The following is a 22669-nucleotide window of genomic DNA, read 5'->3' on the forward strand; positions in this document are numbered from 1 at the left end:
CCCTCCCTTTGCTTTTATAAATCGCGTAATTCACGCCGCAGGATTTTCCCAACATTGCTTTTCGGCAATTCATCCCGGAACTCAACGACACGAGGACGCTTGTAGTTGGTCAGGCGTTCTGCACAAAAAGCCTTCACAGCCTCTTCGGTCAAAGTTTTGTCCTTGCGCACGATGAAAAGTTTAACAGCTTCACCGGAATGCTCATTGGCAATCGCCACGGCAGCGGCTTCGGCAATACCTGGATGCTCCATGGCCACTTCTTCAATCTCGTTCGGATAAACATTGAAGCCGGAGACGAGGATCATATCTTTCTTGCGGTCAACAATCTTCGTATATCCGCGTTCATCCATGTAGCCCATGTCACCGGAACGGAAAAACCCATCCGAGGTCATGACCTTGGCAGTCTCGTCAGGACGATTCCAGTATCCAGCCATGATCTGCGGTCCGCGAATGCAGATTTCGCCAACTTCCAGCAAAGGCAATTCCTTGCCGTCATCATCGCGGATGGAAAAATCCGTTGACGGCATAGGCATACCAATTGTGCCGGAAAATTCAGTTGCATCAAGCGGGTTTGCAGATGCGACAGGTGACGTCTCGGACAGACCATAACCCTCAATCATCAGGCTGCCGGTCAGTTCTTTCCAGCGGTCTGCGACAGGCTTTTGCATGGCCATGCCCCCACTGAAGGACATCCGCAATTCCTTGAAATCCAGTTTGCGGAACTCTTCATTATTCATCAGACCGTTGAACAATGTGCTCAGTCCGGGAAAGAAGTGAAACTTGTGCTTCTGCAGAGTTTTAACGAAGGCCGGAATGTCACGCGGGTTGGGAATGAGGATATTGAGGCCACCCTGCTTGATGCCGATCATCGCGTTCACGGTCAGCGCGAATATATGATAGAGCGGCAGTGCACAGACATAGACAATGCTGTCCGGTCGGCCTTTCAGCCGGAAGCCTACATCACACCACATGCTCATTTGTTCAATGTTGGACAGAATGTTGCTATGGGTCAGTGTGGCACCCTTGGAAACGCCCGTTGTGCCTCCCGTATATTGCAGGAATGCAACGTCGGAACGTTTGACGTCAACAGGCTTGAAGGACAGGGAAGCGCCCTTCGCCAGCGCCGTCTTGAAGGGTATGTAGCCCGGCAATGACCAGGCGGGGACCATCTTCTTTACCCGCCTTACAACTAGGTTTACCAGATGACCCTTTAGCCCCATCATGTCGCCCATGGCGGTCACGACGACGTGCTGCACCGAGGTCTTTGTAACAACTTTTTGCAGCGTTGCTGCAAAGTTCTCAAGAACAAAAATTGCCTTCGCACCACTATCCTTGAGCTGATATTCAAGCTCGCGCGGTGTGTAGAGGGGGTTGACGTTGACGACGATCAGACCGGCTCTCAAAACCGCTGCAATCACAATCGGATATTGCAGCACATTGGGCATCATGATCGCGACGCGGTCACCTTTGACCAGTCCGCGGGATTGCAGCCAGGCAGCTATAGAGTGGGAATACTTGTCGAGTTCCCCATAATTCATGCTTTTGCCCATGCAATCAAATGCAGGTTTGGCGCTGAACTTTTTGAACGCTTCGTCGAAAAAAGCGCCAAGCGATTCATTAGGTAAATCAGGAATGTCGGCCGGCATATTATTCGGATAATGTTTTACCCACATTTTTGGAGTCGGCATGACCGGCTTTCCGGTAGTCTTGTTTGCGGCAGCGTCAGTCTTTACCGATGGCTTGGCTTGCGCCTTTGGCTTTGCTGCTGATTTGGCGGGAACAGCCGCACTTGCAGCGGTCTTCTTGGGAGCCGGAGCCTTTGCCGAGACTTTGCTGGCCGGGGCGGCTTTGGCTACCGCTTTTGGCTTGGCCAAAGCAGCAGGCTTTTTCGACACTGGTGTCTCTGCCTTTACCGATTTGGCTATCGGCTTGGTGCTTGCGATGGGTGCCGTTTTAGCGGCAGGCTTGGCGGTCGCCTTTGGAGCTGTACTTGGCTTTGCCGCAACGGCCGGTGCAGCCTTGGCGTTTGGGAGTTTTTTGGTTGCAGGAGTCTTTGCTGCAATCTTTTCGGACGGCGCAGCTTTTGCGGCGGTGCTGGCCTTTGCAACCGCCACCGGTTTCCTGGCTGCTGGCTTCTCTGCTTTTACAGCCGCCGTCGCAGGTTTTACGGATTGCTTGGTTTTAACTGACGCCTTGGGTGCTATAGCGGCTTTCCTGGCTGATGATGCTGTCTGGCTGCTGGCGGCAGCTTCTTTGACATTTCCGGTAGGCTTCGCAGCCTTTACTGGTTTTTCAGTTACAGTCTTTTGTGCTGCATTTTTTGATTTCGTTGCCGGACTTGTCTGTTTAGCCACATTAACCTCCCAGTTAGCTATTAGCTTGGCCTCATTTCCCCTACGCCATGCTACTCAACAATATCTCCTATGGCGAGAGGATAAGTCTTGCAAGTAGTTACATTAACGTAAACGTAAAAACGTTGTTCACGATAGTTTTAACTTAACGCCTCAATTCATTCATTTGGCTACATCTTGGCACAAAGTTGCCAAGGTTCACCTCGACAAAGCACCCGCACTTCCTCCATCTTAAATAATAGATTGAAACTGGATTCGCCGTGGAAACGATCACCATTGTCCTGTTGATGCTTCTGGCGGTTGTCGTCAGTGATAGTATCGTGCGTGTGCTGCCTTTACCTGTGCCACTGCCGCTGGTGCAGATTGGTCTCGGTGCGGCCATTGCTTCTGTTGCCAGTATTCGCGTTGAACTTGATCCTGATATTTTCTTTCTATTGTTCCTGCCGCCTCTGCTGTTTCTCGATGGCTGGCGTATTCCGAAAGAAGGCCTGTTTCGGGACAAAGGCATCATTCTCGAGATGGCGCTGGGATTGGTTATCTTTACTGTTCTGGGTGTGGGCTTCTTCGTTCACTGGATGATACCATCCATACCATTGCCTGTTGCCTTCGCATTGGCAGCCATCGTGTCGCCAACAGATCCAATTGCGGTTTCCGCGATTGCGGCTCGTGTACCCATACCGTCCCGCATGATGCACATTCTCGAAGGGGAATCTCTTCTCAATGATGCGTCCGGTCTGGTTTGCATGCGCTTTGCTGTAGCAGCCATGTTGACCGGCGCTTTTTCCTTTTCAGCCGCATTTTTCACCTTCCTGTGGTTAGCCTTTGCGGGCATCGCCATAGGCATTGGCGTTACGATTGGAGTCACGCGAGGTAAGGCGTTTCTCACAAGGCGGCTTGGTGAAGAGAGCGGTTCGCAGATACTTATCAGCCTGCTCATACCATTCGGTGCGTATCTCCTCGCTGAGCATGTGCATGCATCGGGCATCCTCGCAGCGGTCGCCGCAGGCATCACCATGAGCTATGCGGAAAATTCCAGCCAGTCACTCGCGGTAACGCGGGTAAGGCGTACCGCAGTATGGGACACAGCGCAGTTTGCTGCCAATGGTGCGATCTTCGTTCTGCTGGGCGAGCAGCTTCCAAGCATATTCTGGGGTGCTGTGAAAAATGTTCACGCAAGCGGTTCCAGTTACTGGTGGTTGCCGGTTTACGTTATCGTCATATATGCCGCTCTGGTTGGGTTGCGCTTTCTGTGGGTGTGGGCCTCATGGCGCTTTGCACTCTCGCGCCGTTCGGACGGTCAGCAGACGGTTGTCAGGCCAAGCTGGCAATTGGTGGCCACAATGTCTTTCGCTGGCGTTCGCGGTGCGATTACCCTTGCCGGTATTCTGACATTGCCACTGTTCATGAATGATGGAACTCTCTTTCCAGCTCGTGATCTGGTGATTTTTCTGGCGGCTGGCGTAATCATCCTTTCATTGGTGATGGCGAGTATTTGTCTGCCGAAACTGCTGAAGAACATAGACCTTCCCGCAGAGGATTCGCATCAGAAGGAAGAAGATTACGCGCGTATTGCGGCGGCTGAGGCAGCGATCATGGCCATTGAGAAAGCCCAGCATGATCTGGCCGAAGGACGTGCGGATGCAGATATTTTCACGGACGTTGCAACGCGGATCATGGAACTCTACCGCAAGCGTATTGATGGACGCATGCATCTTGGTGAGGAACGCGAATTGACGATTCTCAGTGAGGAAATTGAGAAGCGATTGCGCATTACCGCGCTCAAAGCAGAACGGCAGGAGATTTACCGCCTTGTACGCGCGCGGCGGCTTGAAAGTACAATCGCCAGCAAGATGGTGCGTGATATTGATATGATGGAAGCGCGTTATGGATAAATAAGTTGGCGAACCACGTACAATGATTATGCGAATAAATAATCTAACTATGATCTTCCAGAATTATCTGCGCACCTTTGGCCCCAACCATCATTGCGGCGGCGTTCGTATTGCCGGAAACAATGTTCGGGAATATCGAGCAATCGACAACACGTAAACCCTTTATGCCGTGAACCCTGAGCCGTGGGTCCACGACCGATCGTGACGCATCAGGTCCCATTCGGCACGTTGAAACAGGATGATAAACCGTGCCGCTTCGCTTGCGGAAATCTTGGATCAGGTTTTCGTCACTTGCGCAGTCTGGCCCCGGCAGAAGTTCTTCCTCGATAAGCTTCGACATGGTTGTAGTGGTCGCAATTTTCCGCAGGAATTTCACCGCATCCAGCATTTCTGCAACGTCATGTTCCGTGGAAAACGCATTGGCTATTATTCTCGGTGCATCATGTGCGTTGCGGGAGCGAATGTGGATCGAGCCCCTGCTGGTCGGACGGCAATTGGATAGACCGATTGAAAATCCCGGCCAAGGGTCCGGAGTGAGGATGGGACGTTCGCCGTTTTTGGGTACAAGCGTTGAGAATGCCTGAAAATAGAGCTGCATATTGGCACGTGTCCGTGATGGGTCAGTGCGGAAAAAGCCACCACCCTGATTCATGCTGATTGATAGAGGGCCAGTTCGCAGCAGCAGGTATTCAATGCCCGCCAAGGCTTTTCCCCACCATGGACGCAACACCTGATTGAGCGACGGAATGTTTGCACGATATGTATAATTTATGCCGAGATGATCCGAGAGGTTCTCGCCGACGTTGGAGTTGCCATGCACGACATCAATTCCAAGGCTGCGGAGCCGATCCCTGTCCCCAATGCCCGAAAGCTCAAGGAGTTGCGGAGTATTGACTGAACCGCCGCATAGTATGATCTCGCGTCCGGCAGTGACAGTTTCCGTCTTTCCCCTGCGGTTGAATTCAACGCCGACAGCCCGCGTGCCTTCAAAAATGATCCGGCGCACCATTGCTCCAGTCAGTACTGTAACATTCGAGCGCTTCATTGCAGGCCGCAGGAAGGCTTTTGCCGCCGACATTCGCCGACCGTTGTTTGTGGTCAGTTGAAACGGCCCCACGCCTTCCTGCGTTGCGCCGTTAAAGTCAGGGTTGTATGCGAGCCCTGCCTCCTGTGCCGCAGCGATCAGCCTGTTTGCCAGTGGGTGGAAAAGTTTTGAACAATCAGTGATGCGAAGCGGGCCGCCCTTGCCAAGGCTGGTTGCCGGACCATCGTGATCTTCCAGCGAGCGGAAAATAGGCACAAGGTCCGAATAACCCCAACCCGGGTTACCTGCGTCGCGCCAGTCATCAAAATCTTCGGCAGCACCGCGTATATAAACCATGGCGTTGATCGAACTAGATCCACCAAGCACCTTACCGCGCGGCCAGTAATCAGCATTGCCGCCAAGGCCTGCATCCGGTTCGGCGCGATACATCCAGTTTACGGATTTGTCGTAGAATGTTTTGCCATAGCCGAGCGGCATCGTAATGAAAAACCGCCGGTCCGACCCACCGGCCTCAAGCACGAGCACTGAATACCGCCCGTTTTCGGAAAGGTGGTTCGCAACAACGGAGCCAGCCGATCCAGACCCTACGATGATGAAATCATAACTACGCATGCAAAGCTGTCCGGCGCAAAATTACGCGCCGTCAGGATATCCGGCTTAGCCGATCCTAACCCAAACGGCTTTCCGCCATGAGCTGTGGAAATTACGACAGCATGGTAGTTATGCGCGTGAAACCGCTTCGTTGAGCTTTTCAAAAAACCGGGTAGCTATCTTGCTTGCGGTTGAGGATATCAGGCGGCTGCCCAACTTCGCGACCTTGCCGCCGACATCCGCGTTCACTTTGTAGATCAGGCGCGTCTCGTTTCCATCTTCGACGAGTGAAACATCGGCGCCGCCCTTGGCAATGCCGGCAATGCTACCTTTGCCCTCGCAGCTTATGGTGTAGGAAAAGGGCGGATTGAGGTTGCTCAGATAGATGGCGCCGCTGAAGCGCGGTTTGACAACGCCAAGACGAACAGCAAGCGTTGCTTCAAGCTCAGTGTCGCTCACCCAATCCAGTTGTTCACAACCGGGAATGCACGTCTTCAATATTTCGGGATCATTGAGGGCGTTCCAGACAATCGCTCGCGGTGCGGCAATCCGTTCTTCACCCGTCAAATCCATATTTGGCATCTCCTGATACATCGCCGCATTTTGCGCATAGCAATCACTTATCGCGGAAAGCCAAGATATTCCACCTTTGGTCAATTGAACTAAAGCCATTCTAGTGGCAGGTTCGCTCCACATTTTTCACGAGACCATCATTTCAGGAGACAGACTATGGCGTCAGAGCAAGCGAACAGCATCAAGCGTTCGATTCAGGCATTGAAAGCCCATTGGAAAAGCAGCGCACCCAAGAATATGCGGGAAGCTTTTGCCGAGGATAAAAAGCGTTACTCACGCTACTCCTTGAGCCTGGACGATCTGTTGCTTGATTGGTCCAAATGCCTTGTCAACGATGAAACCCTTGCACTGCTTGCCGATCTTGCCAAAGCCGCCAATGTTGAGGGGCGCCGTGCTGCCATGTTTGCCGGAGAGCCTATCAATAATACCGAAGGCCGCGCTGTTCTTCACGTTGCCCTGCGAAACCGCTCCGGCAAGCCGGTCAAGGTAGATGGACAGGACATCATGCCGGGTATCAAGGATGTGCTTGACCGAATGGCGGTTTTTGCAAACGGGATTCGCTCCGGTGAAATCAAAGGCGCAAAGAACAAACCGATTACCGATATTGTCAACATAGGTATTGGTGGGTCAGACCTTGGGCCAGCCATGGCAACATTGGCTCTCTCGCCATATCAAGACGGGCCGAAAGCGCATTTCGTTTCCAATGTGGATGGCGCGGATATCGCCGATACTTTAGCGCGGCTTGATCCGGCGACAACCCTATTCATCATTGCTTCCAAGACGTTCACAACGATCGAAACAATTACCAACGCCAAGGCAGCCCGCAAATGGATAGCGGACGCGTTGGGCGAGAAAGCCGTCGGCAAGCATTTCGCAGCAGTCTCAACCGCTCTGGAAAAGGTCGATGCATTCGGTATTCCCGCAGACCGTATTTTCGGCTTCTGGGATTGGGTTGGCGGGCGCTACTCAATCTGGTCCGCCATCGGCCTGCCGCTCATGATCGCTATCGGCCCGGATGATTTTGGCCGTTTCCTCGACGGTGCCCATGCGATGGACGAGCATTTCCGCAAGGCGGCACTTTCCAAAAACCTGCCAATGATGCTTGGCCTTGTTGGCTACTGGCACCGTGCGATTTCGGGTTATACCAGCCGCGCTGTCATCCCCTATGATCAGCGTCTGGCGCGTCTACCGGCCTATCTTCAGCAGTTGGATATGGAATCCAACGGCAAGGGCGTCACCATTGATGGCAAGCCGGTTTCAGGTCCGACAGGGCCGGTTGTCTGGGGCGAACCCGGCACCAATGGCCAGCACGCCTTCTTCCAACTGCTGCATCAGGGTACGGATACCATCCCTGTAGAATTTATCGTTGCTGCCAATGGCCACGAACCTGAACTTGATAACCAGCACCAGATGCTGCTTGCAAATTGCCTTGCGCAATCCGAAGCCCTTATGAGGGGTCGGACGCTGGAAGAAGCGAGGGAGCAGTTGAGTGCCAAGGACCTGCCGAAATCGGAAGTCAATCGCATTGCGCCGCATCGTGTTTTCACCGGCAATCGTCCCTCAATCACGATCATCCACGACAAGCTTGATCCATACGCGCTTGGCCGTCTGATTGCGCTCTATGAACATCGCGTTTTCGTTGAAGCGCAGCTCTACGGGATCAATGCATTCGATCAATGGGGTGTCGAACTTGGCAAGGAACTGGCCACCGAGTTGCTTCCCGTTGTCTCCGGCGAGACAAGTGCGAAGGACAAGGACGCGTCCACACAAGGACTTGTCGCGCACCTGCGCAAGCGTCGCGAAAAATAACGATAGACTGACATAAAAAGCAGCAAACAACTGGGAAGAGTACGATGAAGACCGAGATAATCCAGTTTGCCGGGGATGTGCCCGGCAACAGCATCGAATTGCGCGTGCTACGCTTTGAGGGCAAAGATAGCCGGGCAAAGAGTGCCTATCTGCAATCCTCCCTTCACGGTTCGGAATTGCCCGGTCAGGCGGCATTGCATTTTCTTGTTCCAATGCTGGAGAAAGCTGCGAATGACGGTCGTATAGCAGGAAATATTACGGTCGTTCCGCAGGCCAATCCAATAGGCTCCGCACAATGGATCGCACATCAGCACCTTGGTCGTTTCGAGTTTTTTTCCAGCACGAACTTCAACCGCTCATTCCCGTTGCTGGAAAATTTTGACACTTCGTCATTGCCTGCGACAGATGCACCAAAAGCGCTCGCTGAACGGTTGAAAGCCCAGCTTCTGCGTCTGGCACTGCCGCACGAGATCGTTCTCGATCTGCACTGCGATGATGAAAGCGAAAGCTATCTCTACATTCATCAGGCGTTCCTGCCGGAAATGTACGATCTGGCATCGGCTCTTGGCTCAACGGCTATTCTTTCATGGGACAGCACAGCCGATGCAGCATTTGAGGAGGCCTGTGCGCACCCCGTGCTGCAACTGCCAAAAGCTGAGCAGAAGGCACGGGCCGTCACTACTGTGGAATTCCGCGGTCTTGGTGATGTCAACATCGACACGGGGAAGGCGGACGCGGAAGGCCTCTATAAGTTCCTCGTTCATCGTGGTGTGATCGTCGATGAAAATGTAACGTTGGCGATAGACTTCAATGGCCCTGTTACGCCACTTGAAAATGTCGAGATGATCCGCGCTCCGCAGGGTGGCATGATCCTCTTCCACGTCGATATCGGTGCAGAAGTGAAAGCTGGCGATAAGCTCGTTACCGTTGTGACGATACCCGGCGATTCCTCGGGTGATGTAACGCTGACAGCTCCGCAAGCGGGCAGGATTCTAACCCGCCGCGGGCATCGTTATACCCGCCGTGGTGATGACCTCCTTAAATTGCTTGGCAGCCGGCGCTCCGAAAATGCCAAGCCGGGATCATTGGAATCCTGATGCGGACAACGCAGTCTGGCGAGATACGCGGCATTCTGTTCGACAAGGACGGAACGCTGGTCGACTTCAACAAAACCTGGTTCGGCATTACCCTTGAGCTGGCAAACATGGCCGCCAAGGGCGATGAAACCAAAGCAAAGGCTTTGGTCGAAGCCGGGGGATATGATTGGGAGATGCAGAAATTCCGGGGCGGGTCGGTCGTGGCCGCGGGAACGATTCATGATGTTGTCGATCTTTGGCATCCTGAACTGACGCTGGAGGAAAAGCGTCAGCGCATCCGTGATTATGATGATTATACCGTGCAGGAAGGTTCCCGCCGTGCCATTGGAATAGATGGATTGCATGCAACGCTTGAGGCGCTTGTCGCAAAGGGATTCATCCTCGGCATTGCGACCAATGACTCAGAGGCTGGTGCACGCGCCACGGCTGAGGCGCTGGGGCTTTCGTCCCTGTTCACTGTGATCATTGGTTATGACTCCGTAGCCCGTGCAAAACCCCACGCAGATCAACTTCATCTCTTTGCGTCAAAGACGGGCCTGCTGGTCGAGACAATTGCCATGGTCGGGGATAATTCGCACGATCTGGAAATGGCACATGCCGCAGGTGCCGGTCTCGCTATCGGTGTGTTGTCCGGCAATAGCACATTGGATGATCTTGCACATCTCAGTGATGCCATCCTTGGTTCAATTGCAGAGCTACCGGAGTTTTTGGAAAAGAGAGCTGAATCCTTGGCGAAGTCCGATTGATATGATGACAATGATTGGGGTGCCTGCAGCACTGTAGAGTGCTATCCATCGCCTATCTGGTTTTACAGGAGAGGTCCTATGGATCATCAGGATTTTGCCGTCGGCATCGCCGATATAGAGGCGGCTGCGAGCAGGCTGTCGGGACAACTTGTGCCGACGCGGCTGGTGGAATCAGAGGTCCTCAACGACCGCTACAAAGCGCGGATTCTTTTCAAGCCGGAATGCCTGCAGCGAACCGGATCATTCAAATTTCGCGGTGCCTATAATCGCATCAGTCAGTTTACGGCGGAGGAGCGCAAGCGCGGTATCGTGGCGTTTTCGTCAGGCAATCATGCGCAGGGCGTCGCAAGTTCAGCCAGAATTTTCGGTATCAAGGCAGTTATCGTCATGCCTAAGGATGCACCGCAGATAAAAATCGACAATACGCGGGCCTATGGTGCGGAAGTGGTCTTCTTCGACCGTTATACGGAGAGTCGTGACGTGATAGCTGCGCCTTTTATCGAAGAGCGTGGCATGGTTCTGGTGCCGCCTTACGATGACCCGTCGATCATTGCGGGGCAGGGCACGATTGGCCTCGAACTTGCCGACGAGGCCGAGGAGCGGGGCATAGTGCTCGACGACGTTTTCGTTCCGAGCGGCGGCGGCGGTCTCATCAGTGGTGTCTCGATTGGTGTAAAGTCCCGTTCCCCGCAAACGCGCATCTGGGGTGTGGAACCGGAGAACTTTGATGATCTGCGCCGTTCCCTGGTTGCAGGGCACATCCTCAGCAACGAGACCGGATATCGTTCTATCTGCGATGCAATCCTGACCGTTCAACCCGGCGATCTGACATTTCCGATCAACAGGCAAAATCTTGCTGGTGGTATCGCTGTCTCAGACAGTGCTGTTCGCGGCGCCATGCGTGCAGCGGCCAACTATCTGAAATTGGTAGTCGAGCCCGGCGGCTCAGTCGGCCTCGCTGCTCTGGATTCCGGCGAAGTCGATATCGAGGGTAAGACGGTCGCTGTGGTTCTATCAGGTGGCAATGTCGATCTGGACTCTTACTGCAAGTTGATCGCGACCACTTAGACCTTCGACGCAGGTGCGTAAAAGCTGCATTTTTGTCATCAGTTTGTTACGCTGAACTTCTAGCCATTCTGGAACGGTTCTAATCCGCAACCCAGCCAGATAGCCAGAGGTCACGCCATGAACGATCAAACTCCCGTTTTCAGAACCAGCCAGCTTGAAGAGAACGAAGGTCCGGGCCACAACCCGACTGACAATCCTACAATGGGTGAACTCATTGCAGCGCGTTTCTCGCGCCGTGGCTTTCTGAAAGGCTCACTTGCGGTCTCCGCTATCGCTGCCACCGTTAGCCCAATGGCACTGATGCTGGCGGACGATGCACGCGCTGACACCAAATCCGCCTTCAGCTTTGAAGAAGTAGAAGTTGGCATTGATGAAAAGCATCATGTGGCCGCAGGATATGATGCAGATGTACTTCTGCGTTGGGGCGATGGGATTTTCGCAGATTCGCCAGAGTTTGATCCGCGAAACCAGACACCGGAGGCTCAGGCAAAGCAGTTTGGCTATAATAATGATTATGTCGGTTACATTCCGATAGACGGCTCGTCCGAACATGGGCTTCTGGTCGTCAACCACGAATACACAAATGAACATTTGATGTTCCCCGACATCGTAAAAGTTGCGGACGGCAAGATCGAAGTTGCACCGGCCGACAAGAAACGTGTCGACATCGAAATGGCTGCGCATGGCGGCAGCGTTGTGGAAATCAGGAAGGTCGAAGGCAAGTGGCAGGTCATCAAGGACGGCAAGCTCAATCGCCGCATCACTGCCAATACGGAAATGCAGTTGTCCGGCCCCGTTGCCGGTCATGAACGTGTCAAGACAAATGCCGACAGTTCAGGAACCAAAGTCTTCGGCATGATCAATAATTGCTCGGGCGGCGTTACCCCTTGGGGTACTTATGTTTCCGGCGAAGAAAACATTCACGGTTATTTCCTCGGCAAACTCCCTGAAGACAGCAAGGAAGCTGCAAATTACAAGCGCATGGGTATCCCGGAAGGCGTGTATGACTGGGGTAATTTCCACGACCGCTTCGATCTTTCCAAAGATCCGAACGAGGCCAACCGGTTTGGCTGGGTAGTCGAAATTGATGTGAACGATCCCAACTCCATTCCCAAGAAGCGCACTGCACTTGGCCGGTTTAAGCATGAAGGTGCGGATTCAATCGTTGCCAAGGATGGTCGCGTCGTCTTCTACCTCGGCGATGATGAGCGTTTCGATTACGTCTATAAGTTTGTAACCGCCGGTGCATTCAATCCGGATGATCGCGCTGCAAATCTCGATCTTCTTGATGAAGGCACGTTGTATGTTGCGAAATTCGATGTTGACGGAACAATCGAATGGCTGCCGGTTGTCTTCGGACAAGGCCCTTTGACCGAAGCCAATGGTTTCAACAGTCAGGCTGATGTGCTGATCGAAACTCGCCGTGCGGGTGATCTTCTTGGTGCAACCAAGATGGACCGTCCTGAGGATATTGGTCCCAATCCGGTAAACGGTAAGGTCTATGTCATGCTGACCAACAACACCAAGCGCAACGACGATCAGGTTGATGCAGCAAATCCGCGCGCAAAAAATGCGTTTGGGCATATTGTCGAAATTGCTGAGGAAGACGGCAATTTTGCTGCGACCAAAGGCAAATGGGAAATACTATTGAAATGCGGTGATCCCTCCGTTGCGGATGTCGGCGCGTCCTTCTCCACCGAAACGACCAAGAATGGCTGGTTCGGCATGCCGGACAATTGTGCGGTGGATGCCGACGGACGCCTGTGGGTATCGACTGATGGCAATTCGCCTAAGGAGACGGGCCGCACAGACGGGCTTTGGGCCGTGGACACGGAAGGCGCTGCCCGCGCGACATCCAAACTTTTCTATCGTGTGCCGGTTGGTGCTGAAATGTGCGGCCCTCTAATGTTACCGGATATGGCAACGATGATGGTCGCGGTTCAGCATCCGGGCGATGGCGGTGAGGATTGGGAAGGCTTCGGCCGTCCATCTTACTACGAAGACCTGTCGACCCGCTGGCCGGATTTCAAGGACGATATGCCTGTTCGTCCGGCCGTTGTCGCGATCACCAAAAAAGGTGGTGGCAAGATCGGGGTTTAATCCGGCCAATCGAACGCCGGCTCACTCAAATGCCGGGCATGGTCGCGGATATCCTGCGGCCAGTCTTGTGTAAGCTCGACAAAGCGCTGGTAGTTTCCCGCATAGAGCGCGCGCGTTGCTTCTTCGTAATGCGGCTGGTTACCCGCCATTGCCAGCATGAAGCGGTCGGTGCTTTCCTGCGCCTGCCGTTTCTGCTCGCGTCCGCCGCTGGCTGTGCGGGCGGTATCCACAAGTTTGCGCAGCGTAACGGAAGCGCCACCCGGCTGTGCCGCCAGCCAGTCCCAGTGCCGCGGCAGCAATGTCACCTCGCGTGCCGTAACGCCAAGCTTGGGGCGGCCCGGCTTGCGGGGTTCACTGTTGTCCAGCCGCGCCAAGATTTCCGCATCGCTGCCGCGCAGATCGAATTCGGTCTGCCTGCCCGTCACATCGTCGAATATGAGGATCGCCGCGCCATTATCCTCCAGCCGCTTGACCGCCAGCGCCACCTCGGCCTGCGTTCCGCTGATGATTTTCCTGTTGCCCTGAAAGGCGGTTACTTTGTCCATAATTTCCATCCATCGTTCAAACTTGGGCGTGGATTTACCCGGATAAAACTATCTCGTCAATATACCCGGGTAAAATTATTCGCGACGAATATTGCGCAGCTCTGCCGTCGCCCTTCCAAATCGCCCGAAAATGCTCTATGTGGCGCGCATGAGCACTCCACTAGATCACATCCGTAATTTCTCCATCGTCGCGCATATCGACCATGGCAAATCCACTCTTGCCGACCGTCTGATCCAATCGACGGGTGGGCTGGAGCTTCGCGACATGAAGGAGCAGGTGCTCGACTCGATGGATATCGAGCGCGAGCGCGGCATCACCATCAAGGCGCAGACTGTCCGGCTGCACTACAAGGCCAATGATGGCGAGACCTATGTTCTCAACCTGATCGACACGCCCGGCCATGTCGACTTTGCCTATGAAGTGTCGCGGTCGCTTTCGGCCTGTGAAGGTTCGCTGCTGGTGGTCGATGCCTCGCAGGGCGTCGAGGCGCAGACGCTGGCCAATGTCTATCAGGCCATCGACAACAACCACGAAATCGTCGTGGTGCTGAACAAGGTCGATCTTCCTGCCGCCGAGCCGGAGCGTATCCGTGAGCAGGTGGAAGATGTCATCGGCATCGATGCCAGCGAGGCCGTGTTGATTTCGGCCAAGACCGGCCTTGGCATTCCGGATGTGTTGGAAGCCATCGTCAAGCAACTGCCGCCCCCGCGTGAGGGTGACCGCACCAAGCCGCTGAAGGCCATGCTGGTCGATAGCTGGTATGATTCCTATCTCGGCGTCATCGTGCTCGTGCGCATCATCGATGGCGTGCTCAAAAAGGGCCAGACCATCCGCATGATGGGCACCGGCGCGAAATATCCGGTCGAGCGTACTGGTGTGTTCACGCCGAAGATGCTGGCTGTCGATGAGCTGGGACCCGGCGAGTTCGGTTTCATCACCGCTTCGATCAAGGAAGTGGCTGACACGCGCGTTGGCGACACCATCACCGAGGACAAGCGTCCGACCGATAGCATCCTGCCCGGCTTCAAGCCTGCGCAGCCTGTGGTGTTCTGCGGCCTCTTCCCCGTGGATGCGGCGGATTTCGAAGATTTGCGCGCTGCCATGGGCCGACTGCGCCTCAACGATGCGTCGTTCTCGTTCGAGATGGAAAGCTCTGCCGCGCTGGGCTTCGGCTTCCGTTGCGGCTTCCTCGGGCTGCTGCATCTGGAGATTATTCAGGAACGGCTGGAGCGCGAGTTCAACCTTGATCTCATCGCCACCGCGCCAAGCGTTGTCTACAAGCTCAACATGACCGATGGTCGCCAGATCGAGCTGCACAACCCTGCCGATATGCCGGAAGTGATGAAGATCGCCACCATCGAGGAGCCATGGATCAGGGCAACCATCCTCACCCCCGATGATTATCTCGGATCGATCCTCAAACTTTGTCAGGACCGCCGCGGCATCCAGATCGATCTGAACTATGTCGGCAAGCGCGCCATGGTCACCTACGACCTGCCGCTCAATGAAGTCGTGTTCGATTTCTACGACCGCCTGAAGTCGATCAGCCAGGGCTACGCCTCGTTCGATTATCATCTGTCGGATTACCGCGAGGGCAATCTGGTCAAGATGTCGGTGCTGGTGAATGGCGAGCCTGTGGACGCGTTGTCGATGATGGTTCACCGCGCCGCCGCCGAAAAGCGCGGGCGTGACCTTTGCGAAAAGCTCAAGGACCTCATCCCCAAGCACATGTTCAAGATTCCCATTCAGGCAGCCATTGGCGGCACGGTGATCGCGCGCGAAACCATCTCGGCCCTGCGCAAGGACGTGACGGCAAAGTGCTATGGCGGCGACGTCTCGCGCAAGCGCAAGCTTCTGGAAAAGCAGAAGGAAGGCAAAAAGCGTATGCGGCAGTTCGGCAAAGTCGAAATTCCGCAGGAAGCCTTCATTCAGGCGCTGAAGATGAGCGACAACTAATACTGTGGCTGATGGTGGAACCGCTTTGCCGGGAACACGCTGCATTAGAAAAAGCCGGATAGCGGCTCGCCGCTATCCGCGCCCCTTGCGTGACGCTTTGCTCGCGCATAATTCCCTGCGCTTTTTATCCGGATTTCTTCTCTGCGGGCTTGTGCTGTGCAGCGCCTCAGCCTGCACCACCAGTACGCCGCGCCCTGCACCCGCGCCGGTCATTGTCGACCCGCAACGCCCCGAACCTGCCACGCCGGGGATCAAGCCTCTGACAGTCGAGCAGGAAGAGTGGGCTTCGGCCTTTTGAACTGTAGTTCAGAAAGCCCTAATGGTGCACATACCTGCCATTCCAATATTGCACTGCAATATCCGGCTCTCTGCGCATATCCTATGGCCAACCAAACATCGCCATAGGATCAGGTCATGAGTTTTATCTTTGATTTTGCCACACGCGGGCGTCGCCGTAATGATGCGGATTATCGCAATGCGCTGGCTTTGCTTAACAGCATGAGCGCCGCAGACCGTGCCGATATCGGCATTAAGCAGGCGGATTTCAGCCGCATTGCCCGTGAGATGACCCGCCGCTGATTTTCTTGATGGCAGTGATGTTGTGCGTGGTTCGACGGGGCTCACCATGAGGAAGGTGGTAAGCCGCACGTTAGCCTCCCGTCAGCATAACGCAGCGCGGCTCGTGCAAACAGCAAACCTTCCTCATGGTGAGCCCCGTCGAACCACGCACTTCGTTACTGCAATAAGCTTTGATATTCACTCCGGGCTGGTGTGGCGTTTGTCCGCCAAAGCCTCGACCATGATGGCGACCCGCTCCAAATCTTCCGGAGAAAGAACGCTGATTGCAGCCTGAATGCGCTGCCGCGATATCGGCTCCGGCTCGCCCGCATCCTCCCCAAATGACAACAATCTGTCGGGTGTCGTCTGCAAAACTGTGGCGATGCGAACAACAGTCGCAAGATCAGGTTCGCGCCTGTTGTTGATATAATTGCCATATCGACGCTCACTTAGACCCGCTCTGCGCCCGGCTTCCGAGTTTGAAATGCCAAGCTCTGCAGCCCGCTTTTTTAGATTTGATGCAAATAGATCCATCGGAACAAAATGTTCTGGCAATTCCCACCGGTCGATGTACAATTCGACAGAATTACATACCACATTTCGTTATGAGATACTGCTATGCTATTTTATTCAAAGTGGATTGCTATTGTCATTTGCACTGCGCCCATTTGGGCAACATTGGTGCAGCATGTGTGGGAATTGCGTGTGAAGCCACGGCTCATTCCCGATGGGGAAATTGCCGATATGGCTGATCACTTGGTGTCGAAGCACGGGCTTGAAGCGGATAGTCAGGCCTATATGCTTCAGATTGAAGCATGGATGGATGGCGACATGGTCCAACAAGGCATTTTGCAGCGTGTGCGGGGTGAGTTGAGCCGCCGGGATGTTTTCCGACAATCATGAGCTCTGATTGTTACTCTCAGCTATGCGATGCGGCTGAATTCCATCACCCAATTGGTTTCCCATGTTTCGCCGCCATCCTTGGAAAAGGCCTGCTCCCAGAGTGGGGCTCTGGGCGAGGGTGTCCATAGGAAACGCACGCGCACCGGCGTGCCATTATCGGTGTCGTTGCCGTAGAACACGCCCTTGCCACCTTCAAAATGGCCGATGACCGGCGGAAACAGATAGTTGCTGCGGCTGTCAGCCCAATGCAGCGACCATGATCCATCGCGCGGGTTGAACAGGCGCAGGGTTATGCCGGAAAAGCCTTGGGAGGGCATGTCCATTTCTTCAAGATTGGCGGTATCGTCCAAAAGCTTGCGCACGGTGGAAGTGGCGTGAAACTCATCCCAGATATGGCAGCCGACAAATCGTTCTTTCAGCCGAAGGTTGCGGATTTTCCAATCGCCGACGAGAAAATCGAAATCCGCTGCACTGCCGGTAATATGTGGTGATCCGTCCATGGCCATCCCCCTGTGTTGGGTGGGTTATAGCGCAGGGCTCCTGACAACCTTCTGTCAGGAGGATGGCAGGTTGGGAGTAGTTTGGCCATTCTGCTCCCCTCCCTGCTGCTACGCAGCTTCCCTCCCCACAAGGGGGAGGGTCACAGAGCTTCATCCGGAAACAATTTCCAGACTTCATGAGAGATGTAACAGGTGCTGCCGCCTTACCCTCCCCCTTGTGGGGAGGGAAGCTGCGTAGCAGCAGGGAGGGGTTCTTTTTGAATGAATTTGCAACCACTCCAAAAAATAATCTCGGAAAACTTATCCAACAGCTTTGGAGCTGATTTATTCTTTGCGTGTCCTTCCCACGGGGAACTGCTTCCGGAGCCGTTCGAAGTTGGGGAAGGATGGGCGCCTCCGATGGCGGGTTACGGACCCGTTGTCCGGGGAAGTTCTGTCCAAGGGTTCCCCTGCCGTTACTAGGAGCGGCGCGTGCTGGACGAGCACTTTAAGGGGCGTCGGCGACCAAGGGCATGCCGCCAATGGCGTGCCTGATGCAGCCGGAGCCCCCCAAGCGGAACGGGCAGATGACAAAATCGCCGGACGGGCGGTCCTCGGATCGCATAATTTATCTACCAAGACGCGCTTCGATGACCGCCCGTCTTTCCCCACCCATCAACAGCCAGACGCAAAAGCGGGCGTGGCAACGATAAACCTCGGAGAAAATCAGCATGCGCAAACAATCACGGCCGAACGAACTCATTCCATTCTGCAAATTCATACCCGACCCGCTGCCGGAATTGCCGATTAAACGTTGGCCAAGGCATCCGGTGCAGACGGATGAGCAGTACGAGGCCCAGTGGGAAATGAACAAGCGGACTCACCGGCGCCATGTGGTTATGCTGGCGCTGTTTCAGGGCATGGCAACGGCGTACGGTTATCACAAGACTTGCAACAAGGCCGTATGCCGTCGCAAGCAATGCTGCACGGGATGGCGCGCGCGCAACCCGGGCGACGGTTATGATGTCCCGCTTTTGCCGCTATGCGGAACTATTGAAATGGCTGAGCGGGCGCGAGCAGGCGTGCGCGAGATGCTGGCAATTCTGATATCCGGTTACAACCCGCTCGTTGCGCCGGACGGCACCTTACATCCCAGCGAGAAAATGGTAGTAGAGGAGACATGACAACGAAACCGCGCATTACCATTACCTATTGCACCCAATGCAGCTGGATGCTGCGCTCAGCCTGGCTGGGGCAGGAACTGCTTTCCACCTTTGGCGCTGATCTCGGCGAAGTGGCGCTTATCCCCGGCACAGGCGGCATTTTTGAAATCCACGTCAATGGCGATCTCATATGGGAGCGCAAGCGCGATGGCGGGTTTCCCGAAGCCAAGGTGCTGAAACAGAGAGTCCGCGATATTGTCTGGCCGGAGCGCGATCTCGGCCATTCCGACGGGCACAAGGCGAGCGGTGCATCCTTCGACAAGCTCAGGATGAGGGAGGAAGAGCCTGCCAAAGATGAGAGGGAGACTGCCATCATTCCTCATGGTGAGCTTGTCGAACCACGCATAACGGGAATCCCAGCTTCCCGAGATGAGGCAGACAAGTGAGTAAGCCGGAAGTTACCACAACCAGACTGGATGATGCGGCGCGGGCCGGCTGGCTTTATTATGTTGCCGGCAATACCCAGGACGAGATTGCTGCAAAGCTCGGCGTGTCGCGCCAGTCGGCGCAGCGGATGGTCTCGCTTGCAGTTTCCGAAGGGCTGGTTAAGGTTCGGCTCGATCATCCGATTGCAAATTGTCTCGATCTGGCGGCGCGGCTGAAACAGCGTTTCGGCTTGAAGATGGCGGAAGTCGTGCCGACCGATCCCGGCTCCACTTCGACGACCCTTGGTGTTGCCGATGCGGCAGCCGCGGAAATGACCCGCTGGCTGAAGACCGAAGCGCCGGTGATTGTCGGCATTGGTACAGGGCGTACGCTGAAAGCAGCCATCGAAATATTGTCACCCATTGATTGTGCACAACACAAGGTGGTATCGCTGACCGGCAATATCGCGCCGGATGGTTCGGCTGCTTTCTATAACGTCATTTTCAACATTGCCGAAAAGATCAAGGCGCGCAGTTTCCCGATGCCGCTGCCGGTTATCGCGTCCTCGCCGGAAGAACGCGAACTCCTGCACGCCCAACCGATGATTCGCTCCGTGCTGGGTTTGTCAGCCAAGGCGGACGTCGCCTTTATCGGCATTGGTGATCTGGAAGATGACGCGCCGCTCTTTGTCGATGGTTTCATCTCGCGGGCCGAATTGCTGGCCTTGAGACAGGCTGGTGCCGTGTGCGAAATTGTCGGTCACGCCTTTGATCGCAATGGTGTTGCCATTGAAGGGTTGACCAATGAGCGTGTTGCCAGCGCGCTTATTCCTTCGCGCGAGACTGCGACAGTCATTGCGATTGCCAAGGGACAAAAGAAGATGCCCGGCATTGCGGCGGCTCTCAAGGGCAATCTTATCAACGGCTTGATCACCGATGAGCGCACCGCGGAGGCGCTTTTAGCCGACGGATAGAACTTCTATTGTGCACTGCAGCGACGAATTACCCTTGACTCATTTCGCCTATATGTGAGTATTTGCCCACACTACAAGCAATTGCTCATAACATTCGGGAGGAATGAAATGCTTAAGAGAACGCTTCTGCTCGGCGCGGTTTCCGTCGCGGCCATGGTCAGCTTTGCCCATGCCGAGACATTGACCATTGCAACGGTCAACAATGGCGACATGGTTCGCATGCAGAAACTGACAGATGATTTCACCAAGAAAAATCCGGACATCAAGCTGGAATGGGTAACACTCGAAGAAAACGTCCTGCGCCAGCGCGTAACCACTGACATCGCTACCAAGGGTGGCCAGTATGACGTGATGACCATTGGCACCTACGAAGTGCCAATCTGGGCCAAGCAGGGCTGGCTTCTGCCGCTCGACGGTCTGGGTGCTGATTATGACAAAGCCGATCTCCTGCCTTCGATCAGTGATGCCGTTTCCGTTGATGGCAAGCTCTATGCCTCGCCATTCTACGGCGAAAGCGCAATGGTGATGTATCGCAAGGATTTGGCTGAAAAGGCTGGCGTGACCATCCCGGAAAAGCCAACCTGGGACCAGATTGCCGATGCGGCGAAAAAGATGACGGACAAGTCCACAGAGACTTACGGCATCTGCCTGCGCGGTAAGGCCGGTTGGGGCGAAAACATGGCGCTGTTGACAGCGACAGCCAACTCCTTCGGCGCGCGCTGGTTCGATGAGAAGTGGGCACCGCAGTTCGACCAGCCAGAATGGAAGAAGGCGCTGACATTCTATGTCGACCTGATGAAGGAAGCTGGACCTGCCGGTGCTTCATCGAATGGCTTCAACGAAAATCTCGCTCTGTTTCAGACCGGTAAATGCGGCATATGGATCGATGCTACGGTTGCTGCTTCCTTCGTGACCAACCCGAAGGAATCGAAGGTAGCAGATCAGGTCGGCTATGCGCTGTTCCCGACTGGCGGCGTGGAAAACCACGGCAACTGGCTCTGGGCATGGAACCTCGGCATTCCAGCCGGTACGAAGAAGGCAGAAGCCGCGCAGAAGTTCGTGTCCTGGGCAACAGACAAGGCCTATACCGAACTGGTCGCCAGCAAGGAAGGCTGGGCTAACGTTCCTCCGGGCACACGTACATCGCTCTATGCCAATCCGGAATACCAGAAGGCCGCACCTTTCGCCAAGATTACGCTGGATGCGATGACCGCTGCCAATACCAGCAAGCCGACAATCAAGCCGGTTCCTTATACGGGTGGCCAGTTTGTTGCCATTCCTGAATTTCAGGGTCTTGGCACGGCAGTTGGCCAGCAGTTCTCGGCAGCACTTGCCGGTTCTGTAACCGTCGATCAGGCCTTGCAGAGTGCGCAGGCACTGACCACCCGCGAAATGACCAAGGGCGGTTACATCAAGTAGAATCCTCCTGGCTCCGGACGGTTCTGGCGCGAATGCCGGGGCCGTCCGGGCCTCCTTTGTTCATCCGCATTTTCAATGATCGCTGTATTGGATCCTGACCATGGCTACACTTCAGACACGCGCTACCGCCCGTCTCATGATGTCGCCCGCCGTCATCCTCTTGTTTTTGTGGATGATCGTGCCGCTTGTCATGACGCTGTACTTCTCGTTCCTGCGCTACAATCTCCTGATGCCGGGAACAGAGGAATATGTCGGTTTTCTCAATTACCAGTACTTCCTGACTGATCCGGCCTTTTTCACGGCTCTAGGCAATACGCTACTTCTCGTCGGGGGAACGCTGCTGATCACGGTCATTGGCGGCATCCTGCTGGCCATCGTCCTGGACCAGCCATTCTGGGGGCAGGGTATTGTCCGCCTTCTGGTCATTGCACCGTTTTTCGTTATGCCGACTGTGTCGGCCCTTGTTTGGAAGAACATGCTGATGCACCCGGTCAACGGGTTGTTCGCATGGATTGCGCGGTCCTTTGGATTTCAGCCAGTGGATTGGTTTGCGCAAGTTCCACTGTTTTCCATTATCCTGATTGTGGCGTGGCAATGGCTACCTTTCGCAACACTAATCCTTCTCACTGCCCTGCAATCGCTTGATGGCGAGCAGATTGAAGCAGCAGAAATGGATGGCGCTGGACCGCTCTCACGTTTCATTTATCTGGTGCTGCCGCATCTTTCACGCGCGATTACCGTTGTCGTTCTGATCCAGACGATCTTCCTGTTGAGTGTTTTCGCCGAAATTTTGGTGACGACCAATGGTGGTCCGGGTCTGCAAACGACAAACATTGCTTACCTGATCTATTCGCAAGCGCTTCTACAGTTTGATGTAGGTGGAGCTTCAGCTGGCGGTATTGTTGCGGTTATTCTCGCAAACATCGTTGCCTTCTTCCTCATTCGCCTCATCGGCAAGAACCTGGAGAGGTAGA

At 54.7% G+C, this 22669-nt stretch carries 21 protein-coding genes and 1 pseudogene; 16 read left to right on the top strand and 6 right to left on the bottom strand.

The window, feature by feature from the left end; genetic code table 11:
• Positions 1–14: 14 nt before the first annotated feature.
• On the bottom strand, positions 15–1943 hold the full coding sequence (locus ABKW30_RS04725) for a long-chain-fatty-acid--CoA ligase (RefSeq protein WP_348597622.1): 1929 nt from the start codon (positions 1941–1943) through the stop codon (positions 15–17).
• Here ABKW30_RS04725 and ABKW30_RS04730 point away from each other — a divergent pair.
• Positions 1867–2451: a hypothetical protein gene (locus ABKW30_RS04730; protein WP_348597643.1), complete on the top strand. Its 585-nt coding sequence runs from the start codon at positions 1867–1869 to the stop codon at positions 2449–2451. The two genes, ABKW30_RS04725 and ABKW30_RS04730, sit on opposite strands and share 77 nt — an antisense overlap.
• A 160-nt stretch (positions 2452–2611) precedes the next feature.
• Entirely contained in the window at positions 2612–4243 is a 1632-nt protein-coding gene (locus ABKW30_RS04735; protein ID WP_348596995.1) for a Na+/H+ antiporter, read from the top strand.
• Between the two features lie 43 nt (positions 4244–4286).
• Here ABKW30_RS04735 and ABKW30_RS04740 read toward each other — a convergent pair whose 3' ends face one another.
• Together ABKW30_RS04740 and ABKW30_RS04745 are read right to left on the bottom strand one after the other, a co-directional pair.
• Positions 4287–5900, bottom strand: coding sequence for a GMC family oxidoreductase N-terminal domain-containing protein (locus ABKW30_RS04740; RefSeq protein WP_348596997.1), 1614 nt, complete (start codon positions 5898–5900; stop codon positions 4287–4289).
• A gap of 108 nt (positions 5901–6008) precedes the next feature.
• Entirely contained in the window at positions 6009–6452 is a 444-nt protein-coding gene (locus ABKW30_RS04745) for a carbon monoxide dehydrogenase subunit G (protein ID WP_348596998.1), read from the bottom strand.
• Positions 6453–6608: 156 nt separating this feature from the next.
• Between ABKW30_RS04745 and pgi the strand changes: the two genes are divergently transcribed.
• The 5 genes from pgi (at position 6609) to ABKW30_RS04770 (ending at position 13272) form a co-directional block, all read left to right on the top strand.
• Positions 6609–8261 carry a glucose-6-phosphate isomerase gene (pgi, locus tag ABKW30_RS04750; protein WP_348597000.1) on the top strand — a complete coding sequence of 551 codons (1653 nt, stop codon included), beginning with the start codon at positions 6609–6611 and terminating at the stop codon, positions 8259–8261.
• A gap of 44 nt (positions 8262–8305) precedes the next feature.
• The gene (locus ABKW30_RS04755; protein WP_348597001.1) at positions 8306–9358 is read left to right on the top strand and encodes a succinylglutamate desuccinylase/aspartoacylase family protein; all 1053 of its coding nucleotides are present in this window, start codon (positions 8306–8308) and stop codon (positions 9356–9358) included.
• Positions 9358–10104 (top strand): HAD family hydrolase, encoded by a 747-nt coding sequence (locus tag ABKW30_RS04760; RefSeq protein ID WP_348597003.1) that lies wholly within the window; start codon positions 9358–9360, stop codon positions 10102–10104. The genes ABKW30_RS04755 and ABKW30_RS04760 overlap by 1 nt, the downstream gene beginning before the upstream one ends.
• 78 nt (positions 10105–10182) lie before the next feature.
• Positions 10183–11172: a threonine/serine dehydratase gene (locus tag ABKW30_RS04765; protein ID WP_348597005.1), complete on the top strand. Its 990-nt coding sequence runs from the start codon at positions 10183–10185 to the stop codon at positions 11170–11172.
• A 117-nt stretch (positions 11173–11289) separates the two neighbouring features.
• Positions 11290–13272, top strand: coding sequence for a PhoX family phosphatase (locus ABKW30_RS04770; protein ID WP_348597007.1), 1983 nt, complete (start codon positions 11290–11292; stop codon positions 13270–13272).
• On the opposite strand, the gene ABKW30_RS04775 is transcribed toward ABKW30_RS04770, so the two are convergent.
• Positions 13269–13817 carry a DUF2239 family protein gene (locus tag ABKW30_RS04775; protein ID WP_348597009.1) on the bottom strand — a complete coding sequence of 183 codons (549 nt, stop codon included), beginning with the start codon at positions 13815–13817 and terminating at the stop codon, positions 13269–13271. The genes ABKW30_RS04770 and ABKW30_RS04775 overlap by 4 nt on opposite strands.
• A gap of 148 nt (positions 13818–13965) precedes the next feature.
• Here ABKW30_RS04775 and lepA point away from each other — a divergent pair, with 148 nt between their 5' ends.
• From lepA to ABKW30_RS04790, 3 genes are all read left to right on the top strand, one after another.
• On the top strand, positions 13966–15774 hold the full coding sequence (gene lepA / locus ABKW30_RS04780) for a translation elongation factor 4 (protein WP_348597011.1): 1809 nt from the start codon (positions 13966–13968) through the stop codon (positions 15772–15774).
• Between the two features lie 25 nt (positions 15775–15799).
• Entirely contained in the window at positions 15800–16072 is a 273-nt protein-coding gene (locus ABKW30_RS04785; protein WP_348597013.1) for a hypothetical protein, read from the top strand.
• A 116-nt stretch (positions 16073–16188) separates the two neighbouring features.
• On the top strand, positions 16189–16353 hold the full coding sequence (locus ABKW30_RS04790; protein WP_008127704.1) for a hypothetical protein: 165 nt from the start codon (positions 16189–16191) through the stop codon (positions 16351–16353).
• 177 nt (positions 16354–16530) lie between these two features.
• Here the strand turns inward: ABKW30_RS04790 and ABKW30_RS04795 are convergent, their stop codons facing one another.
• Positions 16531–16866 (bottom strand): helix-turn-helix transcriptional regulator, encoded by a 336-nt coding sequence (locus ABKW30_RS04795; RefSeq protein WP_348597015.1) that lies wholly within the window; start codon positions 16864–16866, stop codon positions 16531–16533.
• Positions 16867–16950: 84 nt separating this feature from the next.
• Between ABKW30_RS04795 and ABKW30_RS04800 the strand changes: the two genes are divergently transcribed.
• A complete protein-coding gene (locus ABKW30_RS04800) occupies positions 16951–17235 on the top strand; it encodes a hypothetical protein (RefSeq protein ID WP_348597016.1) in 285 nt (94 codons plus the stop codon).
• 20 nt (positions 17236–17255) lie between these two features.
• Here the strand turns inward: ABKW30_RS04800 and ABKW30_RS04805 are convergent, their stop codons facing one another.
• Positions 17256–17735 (bottom strand): hypothetical protein, encoded by a 480-nt coding sequence (locus ABKW30_RS04805; protein WP_348597017.1) that lies wholly within the window; start codon positions 17733–17735, stop codon positions 17256–17258.
• Positions 17736–18445: 710 nt separating this feature from the next.
• Between ABKW30_RS04805 and ABKW30_RS04810 the strand changes: the two genes are divergently transcribed.
• From ABKW30_RS04810 to ABKW30_RS04830, 5 genes and pseudogenes are all read left to right on the top strand, one after another.
• Entirely contained in the window at positions 18446–18898 is a 453-nt protein-coding gene (locus ABKW30_RS04810) for a hypothetical protein (RefSeq protein WP_348597019.1), read from the top strand.
• Positions 18895–19182: pseudogene (locus ABKW30_RS04815) on the top strand (SelT/SelW/SelH family protein); the annotation flags it as partial. The gene ABKW30_RS04810 and the pseudogene ABKW30_RS04815, both read left to right, overlap by 4 nt.
• A gap of 137 nt (positions 19183–19319) precedes the next feature.
• A complete protein-coding gene (locus ABKW30_RS04820) occupies positions 19320–20276 on the top strand; it encodes a sugar-binding transcriptional regulator (RefSeq protein WP_348597020.1) in 957 nt (318 codons plus the stop codon).
• 153 nt (positions 20277–20429) lie between these two features.
• The gene (locus ABKW30_RS04825; protein WP_348597624.1) at positions 20430–21695 is read left to right on the top strand and encodes a sugar ABC transporter substrate-binding protein; all 1266 of its coding nucleotides are present in this window, start codon (positions 20430–20432) and stop codon (positions 21693–21695) included.
• A gap of 100 nt (positions 21696–21795) precedes the next feature.
• Positions 21796–22668, top strand: a complete 873-nt coding sequence (locus ABKW30_RS04830) for a sugar ABC transporter permease (protein ID WP_348597022.1) — start codon at positions 21796–21798, stop codon at positions 22666–22668.
• Position 22669: the final 1 nt, after the last annotated feature.

Origin of the sequence: Phyllobacterium sp. SB3 (assembly GCF_040009165.1) — a bacterium.
Taxonomy (GTDB): domain Bacteria; phylum Pseudomonadota; class Alphaproteobacteria; order Rhizobiales; family Rhizobiaceae; genus Phyllobacterium.